The organism is Streptomyces sp. NPDC002935, assembly GCF_040611295.1.
In the GTDB taxonomy this organism is placed as follows: domain Bacteria; phylum Actinomycetota; class Actinomycetes; order Streptomycetales; family Streptomycetaceae; genus Streptomyces.
The window spans coordinates 78,205-102,364 of the sequence record NZ_JBEXNW010000031.1 but is presented as its reverse complement, the minus strand read 5'-3'; the positions used below and the strand labels follow the sequence as shown (position 1 = coordinate 102,364).

At 70.4% G+C, this 24,160-nt stretch carries 27 protein-coding genes; 17 read left to right on the top strand and 10 right to left on the bottom strand.

Annotation, left to right across the window (positions count from 1 at the left end; all coding sequences use genetic code 11):
* Positions 1-44: 44 nt before the first annotated feature.
* The 10 genes from ABZX90_RS32985 to ABZX90_RS32940 all read left to right on the top strand — a co-directional run bounded on the left by ABZX90_RS32985 (position 45) and on the right by ABZX90_RS32940 (position 6,790).
* Positions 45-401, top strand: a complete 357-nt coding sequence (locus ABZX90_RS32985; RefSeq protein WP_355211023.1) for a hypothetical protein — start codon at positions 45-47, stop codon at positions 399-401.
* A complete protein-coding gene (locus ABZX90_RS32980) occupies positions 401-1,777 on the top strand; it encodes an FtsK/SpoIIIE domain-containing protein (protein WP_355211020.1) in 1,377 nt (458 codons plus the stop codon). Before ABZX90_RS32985 ends, ABZX90_RS32980 begins: the two co-directional genes overlap by 1 nt.
* An 85-nt stretch (positions 1,778-1,862) precedes the next feature.
* On the top strand, positions 1,863-2,483 hold the full coding sequence (locus tag ABZX90_RS32975; protein ID WP_355211017.1) for a DUF2637 domain-containing protein: 621 nt from the start codon (positions 1,863-1,865) through the stop codon (positions 2,481-2,483).
* A gap of 12 nt (positions 2,484-2,495) precedes the next feature.
* Complete coding sequence (locus tag ABZX90_RS32970) at positions 2,496-2,687, top strand: mobile element transfer protein (protein ID WP_355211014.1); 192 nt, start codon at positions 2,496-2,498, stop codon at positions 2,685-2,687.
* A gap of 14 nt (positions 2,688-2,701) precedes the next feature.
* Positions 2,702-2,896, top strand: a complete 195-nt coding sequence (locus tag ABZX90_RS32965) for a hypothetical protein (RefSeq protein ID WP_355211011.1) — start codon at positions 2,702-2,704, stop codon at positions 2,894-2,896.
* A 31-nt stretch (positions 2,897-2,927) separates the two neighbouring features.
* Positions 2,928-3,167 (top strand): SpdD protein, encoded by a 240-nt coding sequence (locus tag ABZX90_RS32960; protein WP_355211059.1) that lies wholly within the window; start codon positions 2,928-2,930, stop codon positions 3,165-3,167.
* Positions 3,168-3,331: 164 nt separating this feature from the next.
* Complete coding sequence (locus tag ABZX90_RS32955) at positions 3,332-4,630, top strand: replication initiator (RefSeq protein ID WP_355211008.1); 1,299 nt, start codon at positions 3,332-3,334, stop codon at positions 4,628-4,630.
* The gene (locus ABZX90_RS32950) at positions 4,623-4,859 is read left to right on the top strand and encodes a helix-turn-helix domain-containing protein (protein WP_355211005.1); all 237 of its coding nucleotides are present in this window, start codon (positions 4,623-4,625) and stop codon (positions 4,857-4,859) included. Before ABZX90_RS32955 ends, ABZX90_RS32950 begins: the two co-directional genes overlap by 8 nt.
* Positions 4,859-6,115: a site-specific integrase gene (locus ABZX90_RS32945; protein WP_355211002.1), complete on the top strand. Its 1,257-nt coding sequence runs from the start codon at positions 4,859-4,861 to the stop codon at positions 6,113-6,115. The genes ABZX90_RS32950 and ABZX90_RS32945 overlap by 1 nt, the downstream gene beginning before the upstream one ends.
* Before the next feature lie 495 nt (positions 6,116-6,610).
* Positions 6,611-6,790 carry a hypothetical protein gene (locus tag ABZX90_RS32940; protein ID WP_355210999.1) on the top strand — a complete coding sequence of 60 codons (180 nt, stop codon included), beginning with the start codon at positions 6,611-6,613 and terminating at the stop codon, positions 6,788-6,790.
* Between the two features lie 100 nt (positions 6,791-6,890).
* Here the strand turns inward: ABZX90_RS32940 and ABZX90_RS32935 are convergent, their stop codons facing one another.
* A complete protein-coding gene (locus ABZX90_RS32935; protein WP_326787009.1) occupies positions 6,891-7,652 on the bottom strand; it encodes a phosphoglyceromutase in 762 nt (253 codons plus the stop codon).
* 195 nt (positions 7,653-7,847) lie between these two features.
* Here ABZX90_RS32935 and ABZX90_RS32930 point away from each other — a divergent pair, with 195 nt between their 5' ends.
* Complete coding sequence (locus ABZX90_RS32930) at positions 7,848-9,200, top strand: MFS transporter (protein WP_355210996.1); 1,353 nt, start codon at positions 7,848-7,850, stop codon at positions 9,198-9,200.
* A 51-nt stretch (positions 9,201-9,251) separates the two neighbouring features.
* Here the strand turns inward: ABZX90_RS32930 and ABZX90_RS32925 are convergent, their stop codons facing one another.
* Entirely contained in the window at positions 9,252-9,704 is a 453-nt protein-coding gene (locus ABZX90_RS32925; RefSeq protein ID WP_355210993.1) for a DUF2000 domain-containing protein, read from the bottom strand.
* A gap of 49 nt (positions 9,705-9,753) precedes the next feature.
* Here ABZX90_RS32925 and ABZX90_RS32920 point away from each other — a divergent pair, with 49 nt between their 5' ends.
* Positions 9,754-10,545 carry an AraC family transcriptional regulator gene (locus ABZX90_RS32920; RefSeq protein WP_355210990.1) on the top strand — a complete coding sequence of 264 codons (792 nt, stop codon included), beginning with the start codon at positions 9,754-9,756 and terminating at the stop codon, positions 10,543-10,545.
* Here the strand turns inward: ABZX90_RS32920 and ABZX90_RS32915 are convergent.
* From ABZX90_RS32915 to mshA, 3 genes are all read right to left on the bottom strand, one after another.
* Positions 10,499-12,358, bottom strand: a complete 1,860-nt coding sequence (locus ABZX90_RS32915) for a glycosyl hydrolase family 28-related protein (protein ID WP_355210987.1) — start codon at positions 12,356-12,358, stop codon at positions 10,499-10,501. The genes ABZX90_RS32920 and ABZX90_RS32915 overlap by 47 nt on opposite strands.
* A gap of 171 nt (positions 12,359-12,529) precedes the next feature.
* Positions 12,530-13,021 (bottom strand): YbjN domain-containing protein, encoded by a 492-nt coding sequence (locus tag ABZX90_RS32910; RefSeq protein ID WP_355210984.1) that lies wholly within the window; start codon positions 13,019-13,021, stop codon positions 12,530-12,532.
* Between the two features lie 64 nt (positions 13,022-13,085).
* Positions 13,086-14,423 carry a D-inositol-3-phosphate glycosyltransferase gene (mshA, locus tag ABZX90_RS32905; protein WP_351120798.1) on the bottom strand — a complete coding sequence of 446 codons (1,338 nt, stop codon included), beginning with the start codon at positions 14,421-14,423 and terminating at the stop codon, positions 13,086-13,088.
* Between the two features lie 319 nt (positions 14,424-14,742).
* Between mshA and ABZX90_RS32900 the strand changes: the two genes are divergently transcribed.
* The 3 genes from ABZX90_RS32900 (at position 14,743) to ABZX90_RS32890 (ending at position 18,806) form a co-directional block, all read left to right on the top strand.
* Positions 14,743-15,528, top strand: a complete 786-nt coding sequence (locus ABZX90_RS32900) for a class I SAM-dependent methyltransferase (protein ID WP_351120827.1) — start codon at positions 14,743-14,745, stop codon at positions 15,526-15,528.
* Between the two features lie 323 nt (positions 15,529-15,851).
* Positions 15,852-16,943, top strand: a complete 1,092-nt coding sequence (locus ABZX90_RS32895) for an NlpC/P60 family protein (protein WP_355210981.1) — start codon at positions 15,852-15,854, stop codon at positions 16,941-16,943.
* A 534-nt stretch (positions 16,944-17,477) separates the two neighbouring features.
* Positions 17,478-18,806, top strand: a complete 1,329-nt coding sequence (locus ABZX90_RS32890; protein WP_351131661.1) for a SpoIIE family protein phosphatase — start codon at positions 17,478-17,480, stop codon at positions 18,804-18,806.
* Positions 18,807-19,047: 241 nt separating this feature from the next.
* Here the strand turns inward: ABZX90_RS32890 and ABZX90_RS32885 are convergent, their stop codons facing one another.
* From ABZX90_RS32885 to ABZX90_RS32865, 5 genes are all read right to left on the bottom strand, one after another.
* On the bottom strand, positions 19,048-19,389 hold the full coding sequence (locus ABZX90_RS32885; RefSeq protein ID WP_351131659.1) for a DUF2516 family protein: 342 nt from the start codon (positions 19,387-19,389) through the stop codon (positions 19,048-19,050).
* Positions 19,390-19,506: 117 nt separating this feature from the next.
* Positions 19,507-20,094 carry a hypothetical protein gene (locus ABZX90_RS32880; protein ID WP_355210978.1) on the bottom strand — a complete coding sequence of 196 codons (588 nt, stop codon included), beginning with the start codon at positions 20,092-20,094 and terminating at the stop codon, positions 19,507-19,509.
* Positions 20,095-20,150: 56 nt separating this feature from the next.
* The gene (locus ABZX90_RS32875) at positions 20,151-20,681 is read right to left on the bottom strand and encodes a helix-turn-helix transcriptional regulator (RefSeq protein ID WP_351131656.1); all 531 of its coding nucleotides are present in this window, start codon (positions 20,679-20,681) and stop codon (positions 20,151-20,153) included.
* Positions 20,682-20,945: 264 nt separating this feature from the next.
* A complete protein-coding gene (locus tag ABZX90_RS32870; RefSeq protein ID WP_351131655.1) occupies positions 20,946-21,398 on the bottom strand; it encodes a DUF1062 domain-containing protein in 453 nt (150 codons plus the stop codon).
* 626 nt (positions 21,399-22,024) lie between these two features.
* Positions 22,025-22,633: a TetR/AcrR family transcriptional regulator gene (locus tag ABZX90_RS32865; protein ID WP_355210974.1), complete on the bottom strand. Its 609-nt coding sequence runs from the start codon at positions 22,631-22,633 to the stop codon at positions 22,025-22,027.
* Positions 22,634-22,761: 128 nt separating this feature from the next.
* On the opposite strand from ABZX90_RS32865, the gene ABZX90_RS32860 reads away from it, so the two are divergent.
* Both ABZX90_RS32860 and ABZX90_RS32855 read left to right on the top strand, forming a co-directional pair.
* A complete protein-coding gene (locus tag ABZX90_RS32860) occupies positions 22,762-23,529 on the top strand; it encodes an SDR family NAD(P)-dependent oxidoreductase (protein WP_351131652.1) in 768 nt (255 codons plus the stop codon).
* Positions 23,530-23,735: 206 nt separating this feature from the next.
* Positions 23,736-24,122 carry a PPOX class F420-dependent oxidoreductase gene (locus tag ABZX90_RS32855; protein WP_355211056.1) on the top strand — a complete coding sequence of 129 codons (387 nt, stop codon included), beginning with the start codon at positions 23,736-23,738 and terminating at the stop codon, positions 24,120-24,122.
* Positions 24,123-24,160 lie beyond the last annotated feature (38 nt).

Sequence of the window (24,160 nt, the reverse complement as noted above, 5' to 3'; positions counted from 1 at the left end):
TTCAAAGACTGCACCTTATCTAGACGAGTAGATGGGAAGAAATCTTGCGCACCATCCGTGTGGAGACCTCGGCCGCGACGATCCTGCTGACCGAGGCGCCCGAGCCCAAGGTCCGCGACCGTCAGACCGGCGAGATCGCGAAGGACGCCGTCAGTGGCGAGGCCCTGATGACGATCGGCGTCGTCTACATCGAGGAAGGGGAGTCGTCCCTGATCAAGGTCACCGTTCCCGAGAGCGGGGTGTCCGAAGGGCTCACGCTCGGGGCGCCGGTCTCGCTGCCCGGCCTCGTGGCCCGGCCGTGGGAGAGCGTGTTCAACGGTCAGCAGCGGCACGGCATCGCCTACCGCTCCGCCGCCGTCACTCCGGCCGTGTTCCCGGCCGCCATGGGGGCCACGGCCTGATGACCGACCTGACAACGCTCCTGGAGGTGGGTGGTCCTGTCGCCGCGCTCGGCGGCGCGGCTGCCTACACCCGGGCCAAACACCCGGGCGTCTACTGGTCCACGGTCGGCCTGCCGATATCCACGGCCCGGCTGCTCGGTTCGTACAGCTCGGTCATGGAGGCGTGCGGGCTGACCGTGGCTCCGTCCCGGCTGCGGGTCCTGGCGGTCAAGGCCACCACCCGCCGTGAGGTCCGGCCGGTACCGCCCCGCCGGGGCATCATCCGCCCCACGTCGACCGGGTTACGCCTGCGCCTCCGGCTCGCCCCAGGACAGGAGCCGGCGGACGTGGCGGCATCGGCCGAACGGCTGCGGCACGCCTGGGGAGTTCACGCCGTGTACGTCAGCACGGTCAAGCCCGGCGTGGTCGAACTCCGGCTCGTCGGCTTCGACGTTCTGCGGCGCGTGCGGATGCCTCGCAAGGTTGCGTCCGGGCTCCTCAAAGTGCCCGTGGCCCTGCGCGAGGACGCCACCCCGTTCGTACGCGACTACCGCGCCATCCCTCACCAACTCACCCTCGGCGCAACGCTCTCCGGTAAGTCCATGTACCTACGCCACCTCGTCGCCGGTCTCGCCCGGCAACCCGTCGCCCTGGTCGGCATCGACTGCAAGCGCGGCGTGGAACTCTCCCCCTTCGCCCCACGGCTCTCTGCCCTGGCCACCGACCCCGAGCAGGCAGCCGAGCTGCTGCCCGCGCTCATCCAAGAGATGGAGGAGCGGTACGAACTGATCAAGGCCCGTCAGGGACTCGCCCCGAGTACGCCCGACGAGGAGATCACCTCAGACGTCTGGGGGCTTCCCGAGGACGAACGCCCTGTCCCGATCGTGCTGTTCGTCGACGAGGTGGCCGAACTCTTCCTCGTCGCCACACGCAAGGACGAGGAACGGCGCGACGAGATGGTCACCCAGCTCATCCGACTTGCCCAGCTCGGCCGCGCCTCCGGGATCTACCTGGAGGTCTGCGGGCAGCGCTTCGGCGCCGAACTCGGCAAGGGGGCGACCATGCTCCGGGCCCAGTTGACCGGCCGTGTCTGCCACCGCGTCAATGACGAAGCCTCCGCCAAAATGGCCCTCGGCGACATTGCCCCCGAGGCGGTCTCCGCCGCCTGCGCCATCGCGCCCGAGAGCCCCGGCCTCGCCGTCGCGGGAGACTCCTCCGGCGGCTGGTCCCGCATCCGCACGCCGTACCTCTCGCTCGGCGACGCTGCCGAGATCTGCTGGGAGTCGGCGCACCTGGTGCCCGACCTGCCCGCGCTCAAGCCCTTCCGGCCCTACGTTCCCGTACGCCCCGTCGAGTCTCCGGCCCCGGCTGTCCAGCCTCGCCCTGTGACCGACTGAGCCTTCCTGCTCCCTCTCGGCCGGCGTGACCGTCTCGCGCCATGTCCCTACCCCCGCCATGCCTGAATCAGGAAGGAGCCGCAGCATGCGCGCCCAACTGGCTCGTATCGACGCGGTGCTCGTCCAAGCGGTCATCGCCGCCGCGCTGTCGTTCGCCCACCTGCACGATGTCGCCTCGGCGGCCGGTCAGGACGGGTGGAAGGCGTGGGCGTATCCCGTCTCGGTCGATCTGCTGCTCGTCGCGGCCTGGCGACGGCTCCGGGCTGGTGACGCAATCGCCGCTGGGTGGTGCTGGTTCGTCATCGCGCTCGTCGCATCCCTCGGCGCGAACGTCGCCACCGCCGGGCTCCTCGATCTGGACCAGGTCCCGGCGTGGCTTCGCATCCTCGTCGCGGGCTGGCCCGCGGTCGCCTTCCTCGGCGGCACGCTCCTCGCCCACTCGGTTCCAGAGCCTCACGAGGAGGCCGAGGACGCCACGGATCAGGAGGACGTGCCCGAAGTCGTACCGGAGCTCCCCGCGCAACCGACATCCGAACCGACCCCAACTCCGCCTGCCGTATCCGTCCCGGCCGCTCTGGTCGAGCACGCTCGCAAGGTCGCCGCCGAACACCAGGCCCGTACGGGAGCGGCCATCGACGCTCCGACCCTTCGCGCCCGCCTCGGCGTCCCTGCCCCCATGGCCGACGCCATCGCCGCTCAGCTCTGAAAGGAGATCCGCGTGACCGCCAATCGCCGCTTCCGCTCCGTCACCCGCATCGGCCCCGTACAGGTCGGCACGTCCTACGAAAGCCGTGGCCGCGAGAAGCACACCGCCGCCTGCACCGCCCCGCGCTGCGGCTTCTCCGCCGACTACGACAGCCGCGCCGCCGCCGAACTGGCCGCCCGCACTCACCGCTGCTCCGTCCGCTGAAAGGACCCGCTCCCGTGACCGTCAGCCTGCCGCTTGTCCTCGTCCTCGGGTTCATCGCCTGGGGAGCGATCAAGTTCCTCGGCGTCCGTACCTGGGTCGTCGTCGTGATCGCCCTGTTCGGCTTCCTGCTCTCGCAGACCTTCATGGCCCCGGCCATCGACTCCGGTACGCGATCCGGCGTGGACGTCATAAACGGCTCACACGACTAGACGAGTAGGCAAGGAGAGGTTCGCCGTATTCCTGCCCAAGTACCCCGAGAACCCGACCCCGCCGCCCGCGCACAGCCACGCCCCGGCCGATCCGGCACCCGCACGACGTGCGGTCCCGCAGGTCTCCATCAGCACCGGGGCGGTCGCGGCCGTTCTCGCCGGCGGAGTCGTCCTCACCGCGCTCCTGGCCGCCGTCGCCGTCACGGCCATCTCCGTGGCCATCGCCGCCGTGGTCCTGCGCTCGATGCTCCGCGACCACCACCGCCGCTGAAACCCGCCGAACAACAGACCCCCGGGACGGCCTCGATACCGCCAAGCATCCGCCGCCCCGGGGGCCCTACCCCTCCTAGCCGAAGCCAGAAGGAGAACGCCATCATCACCCGCTCCACACCACCACCGCTGCCCGAACTCGCCGAACTGGCCTCGCTCGGCACCATGCCCGAACTGCTGCGGCAACTCTCCGGCCTCGGCGGCTGCACCCACCCGATCCGCCTCGACGGCCACCGCACCGAGTACGACGTGAACACCCGCACCGGCGAGATCGGCAACGTCCTCCACCGACTCGACTCCGCCGGCCTCCCGGCCGGTCACCTCCTGGTCCGCTGCAACAACCGCCGCGCGACCCGTTGCGAAACCTGCGCCGAGGTCTACCGCCGCGACACCTTCCACCTGATCACCAGCGGCCTGCGCGGCGGCAAGGGCGTCCCGGAACGCGTCGCCGCGCACCCCCGGGTCTTCGCCACCTTCACCGCCCCGAGCTTCGGCCCCGTCCACAACCGCCCCACCGGCCCGGCCGGTTCGGTCCGCCGCTGCCGCTGCGGCGTCCACCACGACCAGAACGACGCCGCACTCAGCACCCCGCTCGACCCGGACACGTACAACTACGAAGCGGCTGTCCTCTGGAACGCCCACGCCGGTCCGCTCTGGCGGCGCTTCTCCACCTACCTGCGCCGCGAGGTCGCCAAGCGCGCCGGACTCTCACAGCGCGCGTTCCGCCAGTACGCCCGCGTCTCCTTCGCCAAGGTCGCCGAGTACCAGAAGCGCGGAGCCGTCCACTTCCACGCCGTCATCCGCATCGACGGCCCCGAGGGCGGCGACACACCGCCTCCGGCCTGGGCCACCGCCGAACTGCTCACCGAGGCCATCGCTGCTGCCGCTGCTCACGTTCGCGTGGACGGCCCGGTCATCGACGGACGCGCGCGCACGTTCACCTTCGGCCGTCAGCTCGACGTCCGTACGATCCGCTCCCCCGACTTCGACGGTGGCCAGGAGCTGACTGAGCGGGCTGTCGCCTCGTACATCGCCAAGTACGCCACCAAGGGAGCCGAGACCGCCACGGGAGCTCTCGACCGCCCGCTCAAGTTCCTCGCCGAACTGGCACAGCTCGACATCAGCGACCACGCCCGCCAGCTGATCCGTACCGCCTGGACTCTCGGCATGCGCAAGGAGTTAGAAGATCTCCGACTCCGGGCCTGGGCTCACATGCTCGGCTTCCGCGGCCACTTCTCCACCAAGTCCCGCCGCTACTCCACCACCCTCGGCGCCCTCCGCACCGCCCGCGCCGAATGGCGCCGCGCACAAGCCCCAGCAGCCACCGCGGGCGACATCGACACGACGACCCTCGTCGTCTCGCACTGGGTCTTCGCCGGAACGGGCCTGTCCTCGGCCGAAGCCTGGCTCGCCGCATCCCTCGAACCCGCCCCCGGAACAGAAGGAGAACCCACCCATGGCTGAGCGGCGCCTTACCGTGGCGCGCGTTCCCGACGAGCCGCGCCCCCTTCCAGCGCGGTACCTCACTCCGTTGGACGTCGCCGAACTTCTGGGCGTGCCGATCGAGACGGTCTACCAATGGCGCCGGAAGCGCACCGGCCCCCGCGGCTTCCGGGTCGGCCGGCACCTGCGCTACGACCCCGATGACGTCCGGGCCTGGGTCGAGTCCCTGATGGAAGGGGCTGTTGCCTGATGGCCGGACACATCCAAGACCGCTGGTACAAGAGCGAGACGGGTCCGGACGGCAAGGTCCGCAGGGCCAAGAGCGATCGCTACGGCTCCGGACTTCGCTACCGGGCGCGCTACATCGGCCCGGACGGTACGGAGAAAGCCAAGAGCTTTCCCGACCGGCAGAAGCGGCTTGCCGATCAGTGGCTCGCCCACATCGAGGCGGACATGGCGCGCGGGCAGTACATCGACCCGCGCGCGGCCCGGATCACCTTCCAGCAGTACGCCGAACGCTGGGTGGAGGCCCAGGGCGCTGACCCGAACACGCAGGCCTCGATGGAGTCGCAGCTTCGACTGCACGCCTTCCCGTATCTGGGTACGCGCCCCCTCGGGTCCTTCCAACCCGCCCACATCCGCGACTGGGTGCGGCAGCTTCAGAAGAACGGCGTCCGGGGCTCGTACGCCCGGACGATCTACTCCAACGTGCGCGCTGCGCTGAGCGCCGCCGTAGATGACGGGCATCTCCCCCGCAACCCGTGTGCGGCTCGCTCGGTCCGGCCGCCGACTGTCGACACGAAGCGCGTTAAGCCGTGGACGCCGGAAAGGGTCTTCGCTGTTCGCGCCGCTATGCCTGAGCGGTTCCGAGCGATGGTCGACCTGGGCGGTGGCTGCGGACTCCGGCAGGGCGAGATCCTCGGCGTCGCTGTCGACGCGATCGACTTCGAGTCGGACACGCTTCACGTGGTCCAGCAACTCAAGCTGAGCCGCAGCAAGGCCGTGTTCGCGCCGCCGAAGGGCGGCAAGCTTCGGGACGTGCCGCTCCCCGGGCCGGTCGCTGACGCCCTCCGGGCACACATGAAGGAGTTCCCGCCGGTCGAAATCACGTTGCCGTTGAAGGTCGCGGACGGTCCTCCGGTGACCAAGCGACTGATCTTCACCGGACCGCGCGGGGGTCATGTCTGGCGCACGTCGCTCAACGAGGAGGCGTGGAAGCGGGCGCTGGCCGGCGCCGGGGTGATCCCGGCCCCCGAGCGTGGACAACCGCACGTCGAGTCCCGCGAGAACGGCATGCACGCGCTGCGGCACTTCTACGCGTCGGTGCTCCTGGATGCCGGGGAGAACATCAAGGCCCTGGCCGAGTACCTCGGCCACTCGGATCCAGGGCTGACGCTTCGGGTCTACGCGCACCTCATGCCGTCGAGCCAGGAGCGTACCCGGAAGGCGATTGCGGGCACCTACGAGACGAGCAATGCGCTCACAGACCAGATAAGAAATCCGTAATGCCGAACCAGTAATCTCTAACCCGTAATGCCGAACCAGTAATCACTGACCAGTAAAGACGAACAAGCAATGCCGTTAAGGCGAAACCGTAAAGCCGATCAGTGCCGCTTAGCGACTAACCGGATCCCTGCCCCCTGCCAGGAGCGGGGATCCCTGGCTAGCGCGCAACAACGGTGGCGACGTCCCTGAAGAGCGAGGCAGCACGAGGCACCAGGGGCGGCGGGGAGTCACGTGGGTCGACACGAGACGACTCCTGAAAAGATTGGAAAGTTTGGAAAGTTTTCCAAGGTTTTCGGAGCGCTCTAGCTGTCCACGGTCGTGGACAATCTGTCCATCCAAATGGACAAGGTGGCGCCTAGCTGTGCGTTTGGTTCACACGTGACGACTATGGGAAAGTTTCCGCAGCATGCGAATGCCGCCCGTGCAGGGGCGGCATTCGCTTCCATTTCTGCGCTCGGAAACCCTAGCCAGGAACCGATCACACATGGAGGCCCCATGGTCCCACGCACAGGCGTCACCGTCGACATCCATCCTCGCGATCTGCCCATGGCGCTCGTAGGCACGGCTGGCGGCACCCTCGCCCTCTGGGCTCACGCCCCCGTCGAAGTCGCCATCCCCACGGCCCTGCTGATCGTCCTCGACATCCGCATCCGCCGCTCGCGCCGACGGATCTGACGACCCGCCGAAGCACCTGACGGCCCAGGGACGGCCCAGCCCCACCAAAAAGCCCCCGCCCTGCCAAGAAACAGCAGGTCGGGGGCTCGCTGGTGGCGCGTTACTTCTTCTTGCCCTGGTTCTTGACCGCCTCGATCGCTGCCGCTGCCGCGTCCGGGTCGAGGTAGGTGCCGCCCGGGTTGAGGGGCTTGAAGTCGGCGTCCAGCTCGTAGGAGAGGGGGATGCCGGTGGGGATGTTCAGGCCCGCGATGTCGGCGTCGGAGATGCCGTCGAGGTGCTTGACCAGGGCGCGGAGCGAGTTGCCGTGGGCCGCGACCAGGACCGTACGACCGGTCAGGAGGTCCGGGACGATGCCGTCGAACCAGTACGGAAGCATGCGGACGACGACGTCCTTGAGGCACTCCGTCTGCGGGCGCAGCTCCGGCGGCAGCGCCGCGTAGCGCGCGTCGTCGAACTGGGAGTACTCGGCGTCGCGGTCGAGCGGCGGCGGCGGGGTGTCGTACGAGCGGCGCCAGAGCATGAACTGCTCCTCGCCGTACTCGGCGAGGGTCTGGGCCTTGTCCTTGCCCTGAAGGGCTCCGTAGTGACGCTCGTTCAGGCGCCAGCTGCGGTGGACCGGGATCCAGTGGCGGTCCGCGGACTCCAGGGCCAGCTGCGCGGTGCGGATCGCGCGCTTCTGGAGCGAGGTGTGGACCACGTCGGGCAGCAGGCCGGCGTCCTTGAGCAGCTCACCGCCGCGCACTGCCTCCTTCTCGCCCTTCTCGTTGAGGTTGACGTCCACCCAACCGGTGAACAGGTTCTTCGCGTTCCATTCGCTCTCGCCGTGGCGGAGGAGGATCAGCTTGTACGGTGCGTCGGCCATGGCTCCGAGCGTAATCGAACCCCGCGACCGCTCGCGCCCTCGGCCATCAGTCGGACACGGGAGTCGCCGCCTCGCCGCTCCCGGCTTCCCGCGCCGTCCTTCAGTTGACGGCATCTGTTAATTGAGTGGCTCTCCGAGGCAGCCCGCTCGTAAGTTGTGCGCACCGCCCGAGCCGCTTACATCCGTGGGGGATCCATGCCACACGCCGTCCTGAGACGTGCCGTCCGGGAGACCGTCTCAGGGCTCCCCCGCGAGTTCTGGTGGCTGTGGACCAGCACACTCGTCAACCGGCTCGGGGCCTTCGTCGCCACCTTCATGGCCCTGTACCTGACCCTCGACCGCGGCTACTCCGCCTCGTACGCGGGTCTGGTCGCGTCCCTGCACGGCCTCGGCGGCGTGGTCTCCTCGCTCGTCGCCGGAGTGATGACCGACCGGTTCGGGCGGCGGCCAACGCTGCTCGTCGCGCAGGTGTCGACGGCCGGTTCGGTCGCGCTGCTCGGCTTCATGCACCACCCGGTGGCCATCGCCTCGGTCGCCTTCCTGGTCGGCATGGCCAGCAACGCCTCCCGGCCCGCCGTGCAGGCGATGATGGCCGACATCGTCCGGCCCGAGGACCGCGTCCGCGCCTTCTCCCTCAACTACTGGGCCATCAACCTCGGTTTCGCCGTCTCCTCCATGGGCGCCGGCTTCATCGCCGAGTTCAGTTACCTCGCGGGCTTCCTCATCGAGGCCGGCATGACCCTCGTCTGCGCCTTCGTCGTCTTCGCGAAGCTCCCGGAGTCCAGGCCCGTGCAGGTCGCCAAGGAGACGGAGCCCGCGGTCGGGCTCGGGACCGTGCTGCGCGACGGACGGTTCATGAGCGTCGTCGGGCTGTCGTTCCTCGTCGCCCTCATCTTCCAGCAGGGCTCCGTCGGACTGCCGGTCGCCATGGGCCGAGCCGGTTTCACCCCGGCCGACTACGGCACGGCGATCGCCGTCAACGGCGTACTGATCGTCGCGCTCCAGATCCCGGTCAGCCGTTTCATCGAGCACCGGGACCCCAAGCGCCTCCTCGTCATCTCGTCGCTGCTCGCGGGATACGGGTTCGGGCTCACCGCCTTCGCCGGGTCGCTGGGGGTCTTCACGCTCACCGTCTGCGTGTGGACCCTCGCCGAGATCGTCAACGCCCCGACGCAGACAGGTCTCGTCGTCCGCCTCTCCCCCGTCCACGGCCGCGGCCGCTACCAGGGCATGTACACCCTCTCCTGGGCGCTCGCCGCGCTCATCGCCCCCGTGATGTCCGGCGTCGTCATCGACCGCTTCGGCGCGGCCTGGCTCTGGGGGCTGTGCGCGGTGGTCGGCACGGCGGCGGGGCTCGGATACGGGCTGCTCATGCGGCGGCTCCCGGCGGAGGAGTCGGTGCGTGAGCACGTACGCGAGTCGGTACGGGAGCCCCTTCAGACGTCGCTCGCCGACGAGGTGGTCGTCGAGGTCGGCCCCGCCGCCGTGGGCTGCGGCCCAGCGGTGGAGGCCGCCCCGGCAACCCGCACGGAGTCCGCCCCGGCCTGAGAACCGAGCCCCGGGCCGGGGTGTCCGTCTACCCCCCTTGAGCCCCCGCCCTCACGGATGCATCCGCGCCCCCTTCACCACCTTGTCCACCGCGCTCCGCGGCCCATGGACCGCGAGACCCACCAGGTCCAGGTCACCGGTCCGTACGGCCCGTACGGCCGTACGGTTGTCCCGATCGTTGCCCGTGGCGAACAGGTCGGACGTGAAGAGCGCCCGCGGCAGCGCGCGGGAGAGCGCGCGGCCGTGGGCGGCGGTCAGCGTCTCCTTGGACGCCTCGAAGACCATGACGGGCTGGCGGAACATCGGCAGGTAGGCGACCGCGTCGGCGTCCTCGTAGGGCTCACCGATCACCTCGGGGACGGCCGTGCCCAGGCCGCTGACAAGGAAGGCGGTCACATTGAGCCGCTGCCAGGGCTCCAGGTCTTCGCGCAGAACGACGGCGATCTTCGTGTCGAAGCGGACGGGTGCGTCGTCGGAGACGTTCATGCTGCTCACGCTGCTCATGCACTGAGACTGCCGACCGGCGTACGTCCTCGTCTTGTACGTTCTTTGCATGGCCCCCCGGCGGGAGATCTCCGCGTGGCGCCCGAGCATCCCGGGCGTCGTCGAGGTCTTCCACGCGCACTACACCGAGTACGCGTACCCGATGCACGTGCACGAGGCCTGGACTCTGCTGATCGTCGACGACGGCGCCGTCCGGTACGACCTCGACCGGCATGAGCACGGCACCCCGCACGACACGGTGTCCCTGCTGCCGCCGCACATCCCGCACAACGGTGCGCCGGCCACCGAGCACGGCTTCCGCAAGCGGGTCCTCTACCTGGACAGCTCGCGCCTGGCCGACGACCTCATCGGGCCGGCGGTGGACGGGCCCGATCTGGTGGATCCCGTACTGCGGCGCCGGGTCGGGCAGATGCACACGGCGCTCGCGCACCCCGGGGACGAGCTGGAGGCCGACAGCAGGCTGACGCTGATCGGGGACCGGCTGCGCGGCCTGCTGCGGCCCCGGTCGGCCGTGGAACCCTCGCGCCCCGACCGACCGCTCGCCCAGCAGCTGCGCGAACTCCTCGACGCACGGCTCGTCGAGGGGATCGCCCTCGACGAGGCCGCACGGCTCGTGCACGCCCATCCCGCCCATCTGGTCCGGGCGTTCAGCGGCGCGTTCGGCATCGCCCCGCACCAGTACCTGATGTCCCGCCGCGTGGACCGCGCCCGCCGCCTGCTGCTCGACGGACGGCCACCGGGCGAGGTGGCCACCGCGACCGGCTTCTACGACCAGTCCCATCTCACCCGCCATTTCAGGCGGTTGGTGGGAGTGACTCCGGGCCGGTACGCACGGTCGTGAGCGGTACCGGACCGGTGACCGCGGCCCTGGGCCGGGTCTGGAGGCCGCGTTGGGCCTCGTACAGATTGCGCGGCCGTACGACGTCCGTCGTCCCGTACAGCTCCAGGCGGGAGTGCAGGTCCCCGGTGAAGTCGGGTACGTCGATCTGGTCGAACTCGGTGACCTCGTTGACGCCGACGGTGGCGCTGTAGGGAGCGAGGCCGTCGATCTTCATCAGGCCGGCCCGGCCGTTGGTGACCCGGATGTTCCAGTGGGTGAAGCGCGCGCCGAACAGGGGCCCGGCGGAGGCGTCGCCGCCGTGCCGGCCGTCGTTGTCGACGGTGATGTCGGTGCGGACGTTCGCGAACGGCAGGCCGCGGTGGGAGTCGAAGGTGCCCATCCGCATGTCGCCGCGCGACCAGACGTTGTACGAGGACAGGCCCTCGACGTTGATGCCGTGCAGCTGGGTTCCGGCGGGCGCGGGGACGGTGCGTTCCTCGACGGTGAAGTCCTCGATCAGGTTGTCGTGCGAGCCCTCGCGGCAGAAGTACGGGTGGTGCGAGCCGCGTCCCGCGACCCTCGTACGGCGCAGGGTGCAGGCGGAGGCGGCGACGAGGCCGAATCCGTTGTCGACGTGGCGGACCGTGACGTCGTCCACCCAGCAGTCGTAGGCGCACTGGAGGACGACGCCGTTGTAGCCCTTGTCGAGGAGGTGCTGCGACTGCGGTGTCTCCACCGCCTCCAGGGTCAGCCCCTCCACCCCCGAGCCCGTCAGTTCCTCCACATGCGTGGTCAGTCGCGGGTCCCACTGCGGGCGTACGTCGAGCGGGAGGGGGCGTTCGAGGGTGACCCTGCGGCCGCGCACGCGCGCGATACGGACGGGCCACTCGTAGGGGACGTACGAGGTCAGTTTGGTCTTGTCGTCCCAGAAGTACGCCTCGGGGCCGGGTCCGCCGCCCGACATGTGCTCCAGGAGCGTATGGTCCGCGTCGTCGGCGAGGCGGAGGAGGACGAGCGTGCCGGGGCGCAGCTTCGAGGCGTCCGCGACGGTCACCGTCCAGGAGCCCTGGCGTGCGGGCTCGACCGTCGTGAGGGTCTGCCAGGCGTCACGCTTGTTGCCGGTCCAGCCCTCGAAGGGCCACGCCTTCGCCCTGATGGCGGCGACGAGGGAGTCCCAACGGGCCGTGGGGGCGAGCCAGATGAGGCCGCCGGCCCAGGACCAGGACGACTTGTCGCCGCCGTAGCGGGATCCGTAGGCACCGATCAGCTCGGTGAGGTTCTTGGTCGCGAGCAGCGTGGTACGGCCGCTGCCGGCGCCCCGGAGGATCACGTTCGAGTGACCGATGTGGATCAGGTCGTCGATGCGGAACGTGCCGGGCGGGATGGTGACCGTGCCACCGCCGGCCCTACCGGCAGCGGCGATGGCACGGTTGATCGCGGGAGCGCAGTCCGTCGTGCCGTCGTCGGCGACGGCGCCGTGGTCCCGGATGTCGGCCACGACGGGGCGGCGGGGGAAGCGCACCGCTCCGCGGCGCGAGCCGGCCCTGCCGACGTACGGGATCTGCGGGTGGGTGAACGGCGAGCGGGTGAACGCGCGCCAGAGCTCAGGGACTTCACCCGGCCGGGTGAGGGCGCCCGGAGCGCCCCCGGACGGCGCATCCGCGGAGGCCCCGGCGGCCGTCCCGCGCGCGGGTGACGGTGTCGGCGCCGTGGCCCCGGGCGATGCGGCGGCCGTCGCCGCACTCGCGCCGGTCACGGCGGTGGCCGCCACGGCCGTGGCGCTGCCGAGCAGGGCCCGTCTGGTGATGCCTGTGTACCCGTCCCTGTTGGTCATGCCCGTCCGCCCTTCCATGTGACTCTCGTGCGATTTCATGGATGTGAACGACGTTCAGATCTGCGTCGGCCGCGAGCATGCCACGAGGACCCCGGGCACGGAAGGGGTCACGCAAGAAGAGGTCAGGCAATGCAAGGGATCACGCAATGCCTGATGACCGGACGGTGAGGGTCAGTCGGCGGGACGCTGAGTCAGATGTGTGAACGCGTCCAGATTGCGCGTCGATTCGCCGCGGGACACCCGCCAGGCGTACTCCTTGCGGATCGCGGAGGCGAAGCCGAGCTCCAGAAGGGTGTTGAAGGAACCGTCGGCGGCTTCGAGGACGGAGCCGAGAAGACGGTCGACCTCCTCCGGGGTGACGGCGGTCAGCGGCAGCTTGCCGACCAGGTACACATCGCCGAGGGAGTCGACCGCGTAGGCGACCCCGTAGAGCTTGAGATTGCGCTCCAGGAGCCAGCGATGGACCGCTTCGCGGTTCTCGTCGGGGTGGCGGATCACGAACGCGTTCAGTGACAGCGAGTGCTTGCCGACGATCAGCGAGACCGTCGTCGAGAGCTTGCGGGTGCCGGGCAGTTTCACGACGTACGAGCCCGTCCGGGGGCTTTCCCACTCCAGTTCGGCCTCGGTGAGGACCCGCTCGATGATCGACGCTGCGTCAGCCATGAGGGGAGCGTACGTGACCCGCGTCAGGCGTGACGGGCGGGCCACCGGCGCCGGTGGTCCCGCGTCAGGCGTGGTGCGCGCGCACCCGGCGACGGTGGTCCTGCGTCGCGGCCATGTACACGTCTGCCGTCGCCGCGGCCGCGGTGTCCCAGCCGAAGTGCTCCGCGTGGCGCGCCGCGGCTGCGCCCATCCGGGCAGCCAGGGTCTCGTCGTCGGCGAACTCGCCCAGCACGCGCGCGTAGTCGGCGGGTCGGTGGCCGGGGACGAGGAAGCCGGTCTCCTGGTGACGGACGGCCACCGGCAGGCCGCCGACCTCGGCCGCGAGCACCGGCGTGCCGGCCGCCTGCGCCTCGATGGCGACCAGCCCGAAGGACTCGCTGTACGAGGGCATGACCAGCACGGACGCGGCCCGGAACCAGTCCGCGAGCTGGTCCTGCCCGACGGGCGGCCGGAACCGCACGACATCGGCGATGCCCAGCCGCGCGGCCAGCTTCTGGAGCCCTTCGGGCTTGGCGAGCCCGCTGCCGCTCGGACCGCCCACCACGGGGACGACGATCCTGCTGCGCAGCTCCGGCCGCTCGTCGAGCAGCACGGCGACCGCGCGCAGCAGCACGTCGGGGGCTTTCAGGGGCTGTATGCGGCCCGCGAAGAGGGGGATCAGGGCGTCCTGCGGGAGGCCGAGCCGGGCGCGGGCGGCGGCACGGCCGTCGGCGGGGCGGAAGCGGTCGAGGTTGACGCCCGGGTGGACGACGGCGACCTTGCCGGCCTCGGCCTCGTAGTGGCGCACGAGCTCGTCGGCCTCCTCCGCGGTGTTCGCGATGAGGCGGTCGGCGGCGCGCACGATCTGGGTCTCGCCGATGACGCGGGCGGCGGGCTCGGGGGTGTCGCCCTCGGCCAGCGCCGCGTTCTTGACCTTGGCCATGGTGTGCATCGCGTGCACCAGGGGCGCGCCCCAGCGCTCGGCGGCCAGCCAGCCGACGTGGCCGGAGAGCCAGTAGTGCGAGTGCACGAGGTCGTAGTAGCCGGGGCGGTGTCCGGCCCAGGCCTGCATGACACCGTGCGTGAACGCGCACAGCTGGGCGGGCAGGTCTTCCTTGGCGAGGCCTTCGTAGGGGCCCGCGTCGACGTGCCGGACGAGAACGCCCGGAGCCAGCTCGACGGTCGGCGGGAGGGCGGCCGTGGTGGCCCGCGTGAAGATCTCGACCTCGATGTTGATGGCGGCGAGCCGCTGGGCGAGCTCCACGATGTAGACGTTCATCCCGCCCGCGTCGCCCGTGCCGGGCTGGTGCAGGGGCGAGGTGTGCACGGAGAGCATCGCTACGCGACGGGGCCTGCGGTGCAGCCTGAGCCGTGAGGGTGCCGCCGGAGAGCGACGCCCGAGCCTGCTGACGTACTGGCTCACGTCGCGTTCCTCCTTGCTGCGGGCATGCCTTTCGGAGGACGTGTCACGCCCTCCAGGAGGTGGAACGCCGGAGGTCTCCGCTCCATTTCCTCTTTGCCGAATCATTACCGCATATCGCTCAACCGTTCGACACGGGGATGCGTCTGCCTCCCTGCCCACCGGGACCCACCAGGGTTTTCCACAGCGGGCCGGGGGTCGGCCGCGGGTTGTCCACAGGCTCGCCCGGTCCTCGCCGGGGCCGCCTACTCTCGTACGCATGACATCCCGCGCAGCGTCCCGCCCCCACTCTCGGCTTCGCTCGAGCGCGGGCACCCCCATCGTGGGTACGGTGACGCGCGGGACGACGAATCCCAACCGTCTGCGCCGCATGGACCGCTGGATCGCGGCGGTGCACGGCGCCGAACTCCGCAGGACCCCGGAGCCCAGGGCGGTCGACCTCGGCTACGGCGCGGCGCCCTGGACCGCGGTCGAGCTGCTGGCCCGTCTGCGCACCACCGCACCCCGCACCCACGTCTTCGGCATCGAGATCGAACCGGCCCGGGTCACCGCCGCCCGCCCATACGAACGCGAGGGCCTCGCCTTCCGGCACGGCGGCTTCGAGGTCCCGGTGCCGGGCCGGCCGCACCTGATCCGGGCGGCGAACGTACTGCGCCAGTACGACGAGGAGCAGGTCGCGGAGGTCTGGCAGCGGCTGCGCGCGCGGCTCGCACCGGCGGGCCACGGCTCCCGGGGCGGACTGCTCGTCGAGGGCACCTGCGACGAGATCGGCCGTCGGCACGTCTGGGTCGCCCTCGGCCCGGAAGGCCCGCGCACGGTCACCTTCGCCACCCGGCTCGGCTCCCTCGACCGCCCGTCCGACCTGGCCGAGCGGCTGCCGAAGGCCCTCATCCACCGCAATGTCCCGGGCGAGCCCGTGCACGCCTTCCTGCGCGACTTCGACCGCGCCTGGGCGGCCGCCGCGCCGTACGCCGCGTACGGCGCCCGGCAGCGCTGGATACGCACGGTCCGCGACCTGAGGGCCGACTGGCCGGTCACGGACGGGGTCACCCGCTGGCGCCAGGGCGAAGTGACAGTGCGCTGGGAGTCGTTGGCGCCCCGCGCCTGACCGGCCACGACAGCGGACGGCGGGCCCTTCGGCCCGGGGAGCCGCGGAGCGGATCGGCCCGAGAGCGCCGAACCGGTCGGCCCAAGCGTCCGGGACACGACCAGTGCGTGTCCCGCAGGGAACGATCTCCCCGAGTCGCACGTCACACACGCGAAGGGATGAGATCGTCATGCCGAAGCGGGCCTTGGGGAAGGGAGTTCGTGCCCGGCCCGCAGGCCGGGGGAGGGAGTTCTTGCCCGGCTCTGTCGCATTGCGCGCCGACATGGCACGATCCCCGAGGCGGCCGTATGTTACTGACGGTAAATCAGTTTGGGGGCGGAGTAATGGGATCCGGCAAGGGGAGCCTGACCACGGCGGCCGTGGCCCTGGCCTGCGCGTGTGCCTGCGTGGTGCTGGCGACATCAGGGACGGCCTACGCGAGCCCGGCACCGACACCGGCGCCGACCAGAACCCCCACGGCGACCCCGACACCCGTGAGCAACAAGGACCTTGAAGCGGTCCGCAAGAAGCTGGACAAGCTGTACCACGAGGCGGCGGTCGCCACGGACGCGTACAACGCCGCCGAGGAGAAGGCCGAGAAGCAGTCCGCCGAGATCGTCGATCTGGCCCGGGAGATCGTCAAGGGCCAGACAAAGCTGGACAAGCTGAAGGACCGCGCGGGTGCCGCGGCCCGCGCGCAGTACCGGGGCGGCGGGCTGCCGCCCCAGGCGCGGCTGTGGCTGAGCGACGACCCGCAGGAGTTCCTCGACGGCGCGGGGCGGGTACGGCAGGGCGAGCACGCCACCAAGGGACTGCTGGGCGAGATGACGCGCACCCAGCAGGACTTGCAGCAGTACGCGAAGGACGCCTCCGCGCAGTGGCGGAAGCTGGAGGACAACCGCAAGGCCAGGGCCGAGGCCAAGACGAAGATCAAACAGCGGATCTCCGCCGCCGAGAAGCTGGAGTCCCAGCTGGAGGAGAAGGAGAAGGAGCGGCTGGCGAAGCTGGAGGAGGAGGCCGCGTACCAGGCGCAGTCGGCCTGGCTGAGCTCCGGGGTCCTCGCGGCGATCAAGAGCGAGGCGTCCGAGGAGGGCAGGAAGGCCGTGAAGTACGCGACCGACCAGATCGGCAAGCCGTACGAGTGGGGCGCCGAGGGCCCGAAGACGTTCGACTGCTCGGGGCTCACCTCGCAGGCCTGGGCGGCCGCCGGTCACCCCATCCCGCGCACCTCGCAGGAGCAGTGGAAGCAGCTCAAGCACGTCGCCGTCGAGGACATGCGCCCCGGCGACCTGATCATCTACTTCGACGACGCCAGCCATGTCGGGATGTACATAGGAGACGGCGCGGTCGTGCACGCCCCACGTCCCGGACGCACGGTGACCATCACGGGGGCGGGTTCGATGCAGATTCTGGGCGTCGTACGACCGGACGCGTAGGCAGGCCGCGTAGGCAGGCCGCGTAGGCAGGCCGCGTAGGCCGCGGCGCGCGGCACCCGACGCCGCGCATCACAGGAAGGCGGCACGCGGGACGCACCCCGCGTGAGGCAGGGCGCCTGGCACAGCACGCGGGACCCACCGTGCCCGCAGCACGCGGGACGCACCGTGCCTGAGGGCCCGTGTCTGAGGCACGTTGCCTGAGCGCCGGTGCCTGCGGGCCCGTGGCTGAGGGGTGGTGCCTGAGGGCGGCCCGCGCCTGAGGACCACGCGTGACGCAGCACGCGTGACCCACCGCACGTGACCCACCGCACGGTTGCCCCGCCCTCGCAACCACGAGGACGTGACCTTCGTCATCCCTGGCAGAACCGCGTCCTGTCCAAATGCGTTACGGGATGCGGCATATGACGGTGGCCCTTTGCCCGGCGCCGCGCCCTACGGCATTCCGTTGCGGCACCGCCGGGCGCTATGGTCCCCGTCGGTGGGTCGAGGTCCTTCGCCCACCACGCCCTCGGGGGGAGGGAAGGAACCCAGACGATGCCCGTACCCGTACCGCGGCAGAGAGCGATCCCGGCCGTGGAAAGTGGTCTGGCTCAAGCCGTGTTCTCACCCGGCGGCCCATCCGGAGACACAACCGGCGGCCCCGCCGGGACAGCACCGGAACTTCGCGCCACGACCCCTGTAGGCAGCACCACCAACCTGACCCTCCTGGTCATCGAAGACGACCCGGCGGGTTCGCTCGGTGTGCCCGAAATGCTCGACGCGGCCGGCAAGCCGATCCGTGTCCGCACCGCCCGCAACCTCACCGAGGCCGAGCGACTGCTCACCGACGACGTCCACTGCATCCTGCTCGACCTCGCGCTGCCCGCGCCGGGACGGGCGGCGGACAGCGCCGACGAGCTGGCGACGCTCAAGCACGTGCTGCGGCTCGCGCCCGGGCACGCCGTCCTCGCGCTCACCGCGTCCGGCGACGCCGAGCGCGGCGCGGAGGCGGTGCGCGTCGGCGCCCAGGACTACCTCTTCCGCGACGAGCTGGACAGCCGGCTGCTGAGCCGCGCGATCCGGTACGCGGTGGAGCGGAAACGTTCCGACAAGGCCGAACGGCGGCTCACCGAGTCCAAGCTGCGCGCCCAGGAGAACGCCCGTCTGGAGCGCGGCCTGCTGCCGACCCCGCTGCTGGAGGGCTCCCCCCTGCGCTTCGCCGCGCGCTACCGTCCCGGTCGCTCGCGCGCGCTGCTCGGCGGCGACTTCTACGACACCGTGCGCACGGCCGACGGCACGGTGCACGCGATGATCGGCGACGTCTGCGGGCACGGACCCGACGAGGCGGCGCTCGGCGTGGAACTGCGCATCGCCTGGCGCGCGCTGACCTTCGCGGGCCTGTGCGGCGACGAACTCCTGTCCACGCTGCAGCAGGTACTGGAGCACGAGCGCGAGAACGACGAGATCTTCGCGACGCTGTGCACCGTGGACATCGCGCCGGACGGCCGCCGCGCCGGGCTCTGCCTCGCCGGCCACCCGTCGCCGCTGATCGCCCGCCCGGGGCGGCCCGCCGAACTGCTGCCGTACGAGAACAACGGCCCCGCGCTCGGTCTGCTCCCGAACGCCCGCTGGCCGCGCATGCAGGTGGAACTGGGTGCCGCGTGGAGCCTGATGCTCTACACCGACGGCCTGATCGAGGGCCACACCGGAGTAGGCAACGAACGCCTTGGCCTGGACGGCATGGTGGAGATGGTCCGCCGCCAGCTCGCCCAGGGGCTCCAGGGCGAGGAGTTGCTGCGTGCGGCGGTGAACGAGGCGCGCGAACTCAACGGCGGGGAGCTGGCGGACGACGTGGCCGTACTGCTGCTGGACAGGACGCCGTAGCGTCCGACTGCCGCGTAGCGGGGGGGGGTCCTACCGCCCCCGCGCGCCGCGCCATCTCGGATGGCGGGTGATCCACCGACCACGGCGCGCCGCGCCGTCTCAGATGGTGAGTGCCCTACCGGGTGCCGCGTGCCGCCACATCCGGATGGTGGGTGTCCTACCGACCACCGCATGCAGCCACATTCAGATGGTGGCTGTCCTGACGACCACCGCGTACCACCACACCCAGATGGTGGGTGTCCTAACGGCCGCCGTTGTACGGGCCGTACGGGCCGTCGCTGCTGCTTCCGCCGCGGCGGCCGCGGCCGCCGCCACCGGAGACCTGGCGCAGCGCGGGGCGGACGTCGACGAAGAAGACGATCGTGGCGATCAGGCCGGCGATCTGCAGGAAGAGCATCGGCACCAGGAGGTTCACCGCCACGGTGATGCCGAGGATGATCAGCCAGAACATCTTGTTCTGCTTGTCGGCGGCGCGGTAGGCGTCCTCGCGGGCGACCGCGGCCATCACCAGCGCCACCACGGCCAGCACGAGCATGGCTGTGAAGATCAGCCACATCAGGCCGCCGAATGCCGTCATCAGCACAATGCCCACCGCCCGGGTCGAGTCGTCTCTATGGCCACCGTACCCGGAGAACGGGCCGGGAACTCCGAGAGTGCCCGGCCCGTCCGCGTAAGGCGGAGTTGTCTTGGCGCCGCTCGCCTACTTCGGGGGCGGAGCCGTCTTCTTGGCGACCGGCTTGCGGGTCGGGGCCTTCTTCGCCGGGGACTTCTTGGAGGAAGAGTCCTCGGCGGCGGCCGCCGGCTTCTCCTCTTCCTTGACCTCGGCCGTCTCGGCGTTCGGCTCGACGGCGATGGCGAGTTCCTCGATCTCGTCGGCGGCCTCGCCGCGCCAGGTCCGTACGGTCTGCTCGCCGTGCTCGGCGACCTTCTCGTACGTCTCCCGGGCCTTGACGGCGTACTCGGCGGCGACGCCGACACCGCGCAGGGCGAAGTCCTGGGCGGACTCACCGAGCTTCTTCAGGTCGGTGTCGAGGGTGCTGATGAATTCCGTCACCTTGGCCTGAAGGTTCTCCTGCGCCTCCTTGGCGCGGGCGGTGGCCTTCTCCTGGACGGCGTTCGGGTCGATGTTCTTCACGGTGTCGATGCGCGCCGGAGCCTCGGCACGGATCTGCTCCACGATGCCGGGGACCTTCTTCGCCTGCTGAACGGCCAGGTCGGCGGTGCCGGCGAGGAAGTAGAGCGGCGTCGGGTCGGTGGCGGCCTTGCGGATGTCGTCGGTGATGGCCATGGCGATGGTCCTCCCGTAATCGCTTTCAGCTGAGGGTTGTGGTGATCCGCATGCGGTCAACTCGCGGTCTGCTGCGGACCGGCATCGCTGCCGTCGGCCGTGCGGGGGCCGCGGACGGCGGTGTCCTGTGAAGGCTGGGCGCCCGGTATGTCCTGAGCCGTGGGTACGTCGGTGCCGCGGCTCTCGTCGGTGCCGGGCACTTCGATGCCGTGAGCGGTCTCGTCCGCCGGCGCGATCTCGAATCCGTTCTCCTTGCGGAAGGACTCGTAGATCTGGAGCAGCACCTGCTTCTGCCGCTCGTTCAGCGTGGGATCGGCGAGGATGACGGCGCGCGTCTCGACCTCGTCCCGGTCCCGCTCGGCGTCGAGAATGCCGGCCCGCACGTACAGCGTCTCGGCGGAGATCCGCAGCGCCTTGGCGACCTGCTGGAGCACCTCCGCGCTCGGCTTGCGCAGCCCGCGCTCGATCTGGCTCAGATACGGATTGGACACCCCGGCGGCGTCGGCGAGCTGCCGCAGCGACAGCTGCGCGGTGCGCCGCTGTTCCCGCAGATACTCACCAAGGTTGCCGACGTTGAGCGATGCCATGCCTCCACCTTGCCGCACCCTCGCTAACTTTTGCAAGCACCTGCTTGCAAAAGTGTGTCACGCCACTCCGGTGCGGTGTTGTCGCCAGGACCTGTCCGGCGGATCGGATACTGCCGGACAGGCCCCGGGCCGGAAGGACTCAGCGCTTGAGCATGAAGGTGAAGTCGCCCGAGAGCTTGCCGCTCGGGGGGACTGTCGACACGAGGTCCCCCTCTGCGGGCAGTCCCTCGACCTGGGCTCGCGAAGAGCGGAAACCTTCGGCGCTCAGACGCACCGGTCGCACACGTATCCCCGCCGCAGAGCGGACCGAGACCAGGCCAACCCCGGCACGGGCGCCCACCGGCCGCGGTGCGCCCGGTGCGGCGGCGGACCGTACGGCGACTGCCAGGCCGGCCGCTCGGTCCGACCCGGGCCGGCCACGTCGCGGCGCCGTACGACCGGGTCCTGGAGCAGCTCGGCTGCCAGGCCGGGGTCGCTGTCGTGCAGCAGGTTCAGGACCTCGGGCCGCACGGAACGCACGTTCATCCGCTCCAGGACAGTGACCTTGATCGTGTCCCCGCACCCGGCGCGCAGCGCGAGGAGCCAGGCGTCGAGGAGCTTGCGGTTCGCGTTGACGCGGAATGCGCCGTTCGCCCGGAAGCGCCCGGAGGCGCACGTGTGGCAACGGCGGAGAACTATCGACAGGCAGGTGGGCACGACCACCCGGTTCTTGGACACAGAGATACACCGGTTCCAGTGAGAAGACCGCAGCGAAAAGGAGCGCGGCGCACAGGTGCGACGCGCGACGGATCAGCGCTCAGGGGGTCTCACTTGGTGTACAACGGCACGTCCTTGACAGGGCAAATGCGGGCGGGAGAACGGTAACGGCACACGAGAGTGCGGTTCCACGGATTTTCGGGCGGCTGGCGACACCTCGTGGCGGGGCGCCCACACCACCCTCGACCCACCGGACCGGGGGCCGAAGCAGCCGTCGACCGCGGCCTTCACTTCGTCGCCGCGACCATGTCCGAAGGTGATGCCGGGAGACGAGGGAACAGGCGAGTTCGGCCAGGCAGGCCGGGAGGGCCCCCGAGGCGGCAGCAGCCCGTGAGGGATCCCACAAGCCGCTCGACCGCTGGCGCGAAGACGCCAGGAGGGTTATCGTCAAGAGGTAGAACGACCGGTCTTCCTACCTCGTGAGGGTGGGCGTCTCGGCCTTCCGGGCGGGACTGCCAACCAGGCAAGCAACTGCCAGTGGATCCCGGTGCACGTCGAACAGAGATGAAAGCTCCATGAAGCCAATCAGCGCCCTGGCTTGCCCGGGGTCCAACAGGGGGCCGGTGTTTCGCGCGGCCTCGATGGGGTCAGCCTCCCGATCGGATCAGGCGGACCGCGTCCAGCAGGGTCTTGTGGGCGGCCGTCGAGTCGTCCAGGTAGCCGGCTGCCATCGCTCCGTCGTACAGCATCAGCAGGGCGCCGGCGGCCGACTTGGGGTCGGTGTGGCCGAGCCGGGTGAGCAGTCCCTGGAAGAGGGTGCGGATCCAGTCCCGGTGGGTCGTCACCAGGCCGCGGACCGGATGGGTGGCGTCCGGGTACTCGGCGGCCGCGTTTATGAACGGCGATCCTCGAAAGCCACGCTCGCGGGCATGCTCGGCGATCGCCTCGAAGATCAGGTCGATCGCTTCCGCGGGCGGGTGCGCGGCGGCCAGCGGTTCGGCCACGTCCTTGTAGTAGGCGTCCTTGGTCAGCAGATAGGCCACGACCAGGTCGTCCTTGGCGGCGAAGTGCCGGTAGAAGGTCGCCTTCGTCACCCCGGCCTCGGCGATCAGCCGCTCCACGCCGATCGCGCGTACGCCCTCGTAGTAGAACAGCCGCGAGGCGGCCCTGACCAGGCGTTCGCGAGGTGGCAGGTCTCCCTCGATCGTGCTCTGCCGATGCTTGGCGTCGGTGGTCTTCTGCCCAGTGCTGCTCACCTCCCCATTGTGCCCTCGGCTCTGCCTTGAGCGGCCTCCACCCCTGCACGGCCCTCGCCGGCAGGGCTGTCTTCCCCCTGTCCCGTACGGCCCCGAGCAACGTGGCCGTTCATCGAAAGGCTTGAACCATGACGCAGACTCGTCGCCTCGAAGGAACCGTCGCTCTGGTCACCGGAGCGTCCAGCGGCATCGGCCACGCCACCGCGCTGGAGCTCGCCCGCGAGGGGGCCTCCGTGGCCCTGGTCGGCCGACGCGAGGACCGGCTCACCGGCCTCGCCGCGGAAATCTCCGAGGCGGGCGGCAAGGCTCTGGTCGTGCCCGCCGACATCACCACCGCCCAGGCCGCCGCGGCAGCGGTCGAGCGGACCGTCGAGGGCCTCGGCCGCCTGGACATCCTGGTCAACAACGCCGGCCTCATGCTCCTCGGGCCCACCCCCGGCGCGGACCTGAACGACTGGCAGCGCATGATCGACATCAACCTCATGGGCCTGATGTACACCACCCACGCGGCCGTCCCCCACCTGGTCAAGGCCGCCGCCGAAGCGCCGCGCCAGGTCGCCGACATCATCAACATCAGCTCGCTGAACGGCCGCACCGCCTTCGCCATGTCCGCCGTGTACAGCGCCACCAAGTTCGGCGTCGGAGGCTTCAGCGAGGCACTGCGCCAGGAACTGGGACGCCAGCACGTCCGCGTTTCCGTCGTCGAGCCGGGCAGCGTCGACACCGAACTGCGCACCCACAACTCGGAAGTCGTCCAGCAGCTGATCGTCGCCGGCCTGGGCGACATCGAGCGGCTGCAGAGCCAGGACATCGCCGACGCCATCGGCTACATCGCCACCCGCCCCCGGCACGTCGCCGTCAACGAAATGCTCGTACGCCCCACCGAGCAGGGCTGAACACCATCCCCGTGGCCAGCCCCGAGGCAGGCAAGGAGGCGTGATGGCGGCCCACACTCGAAGATCACGGGCCAGAACCCAGTGTCCACCAAGGCCGGCATCGACTTGATTCTCGCCGCATGGCGGCTGCCCCCGAACTGACATCGCGGTACGCCGCCCAAGTGGCCAACGACCCCGAACGCAATGACAAGGAGCAGAAACGCATCATGGACGACACGCTGCTGGAACGGCTCGGCGCCGGCAAGTACCTGCTCGTCACCAGCTACCGCAAGAACGGCACCCCGGTCACCTCCCCGGTGTGGGTGGTGCGCGACGGTGACGCACTGGGGGTGCGGACCCCCGCCGACTCCTGGAAGGTCAAGAGGATCCGGGCACGCGGCGACATCCTCGTCGGCCCCTGCGACCTGCGCGGCAACCCGACGGGTGACCAGATCCCGGCCACCGCCGAGATCGCCGACAAGGCGACCGGCGCCCGCTACCGCTCACTCATCGCCCGCAAGTACGGCATCCTCGGCCGCCTCATGATTCTCGACAGCCGGCTGCGCCGGGGAGCGGACGGGACGCTGGGCATCCGCGTGCGGCTCGCCCCGTAACGGGTGACGCAGCGTCAACTCCAGGCCCAGCAGGGCTC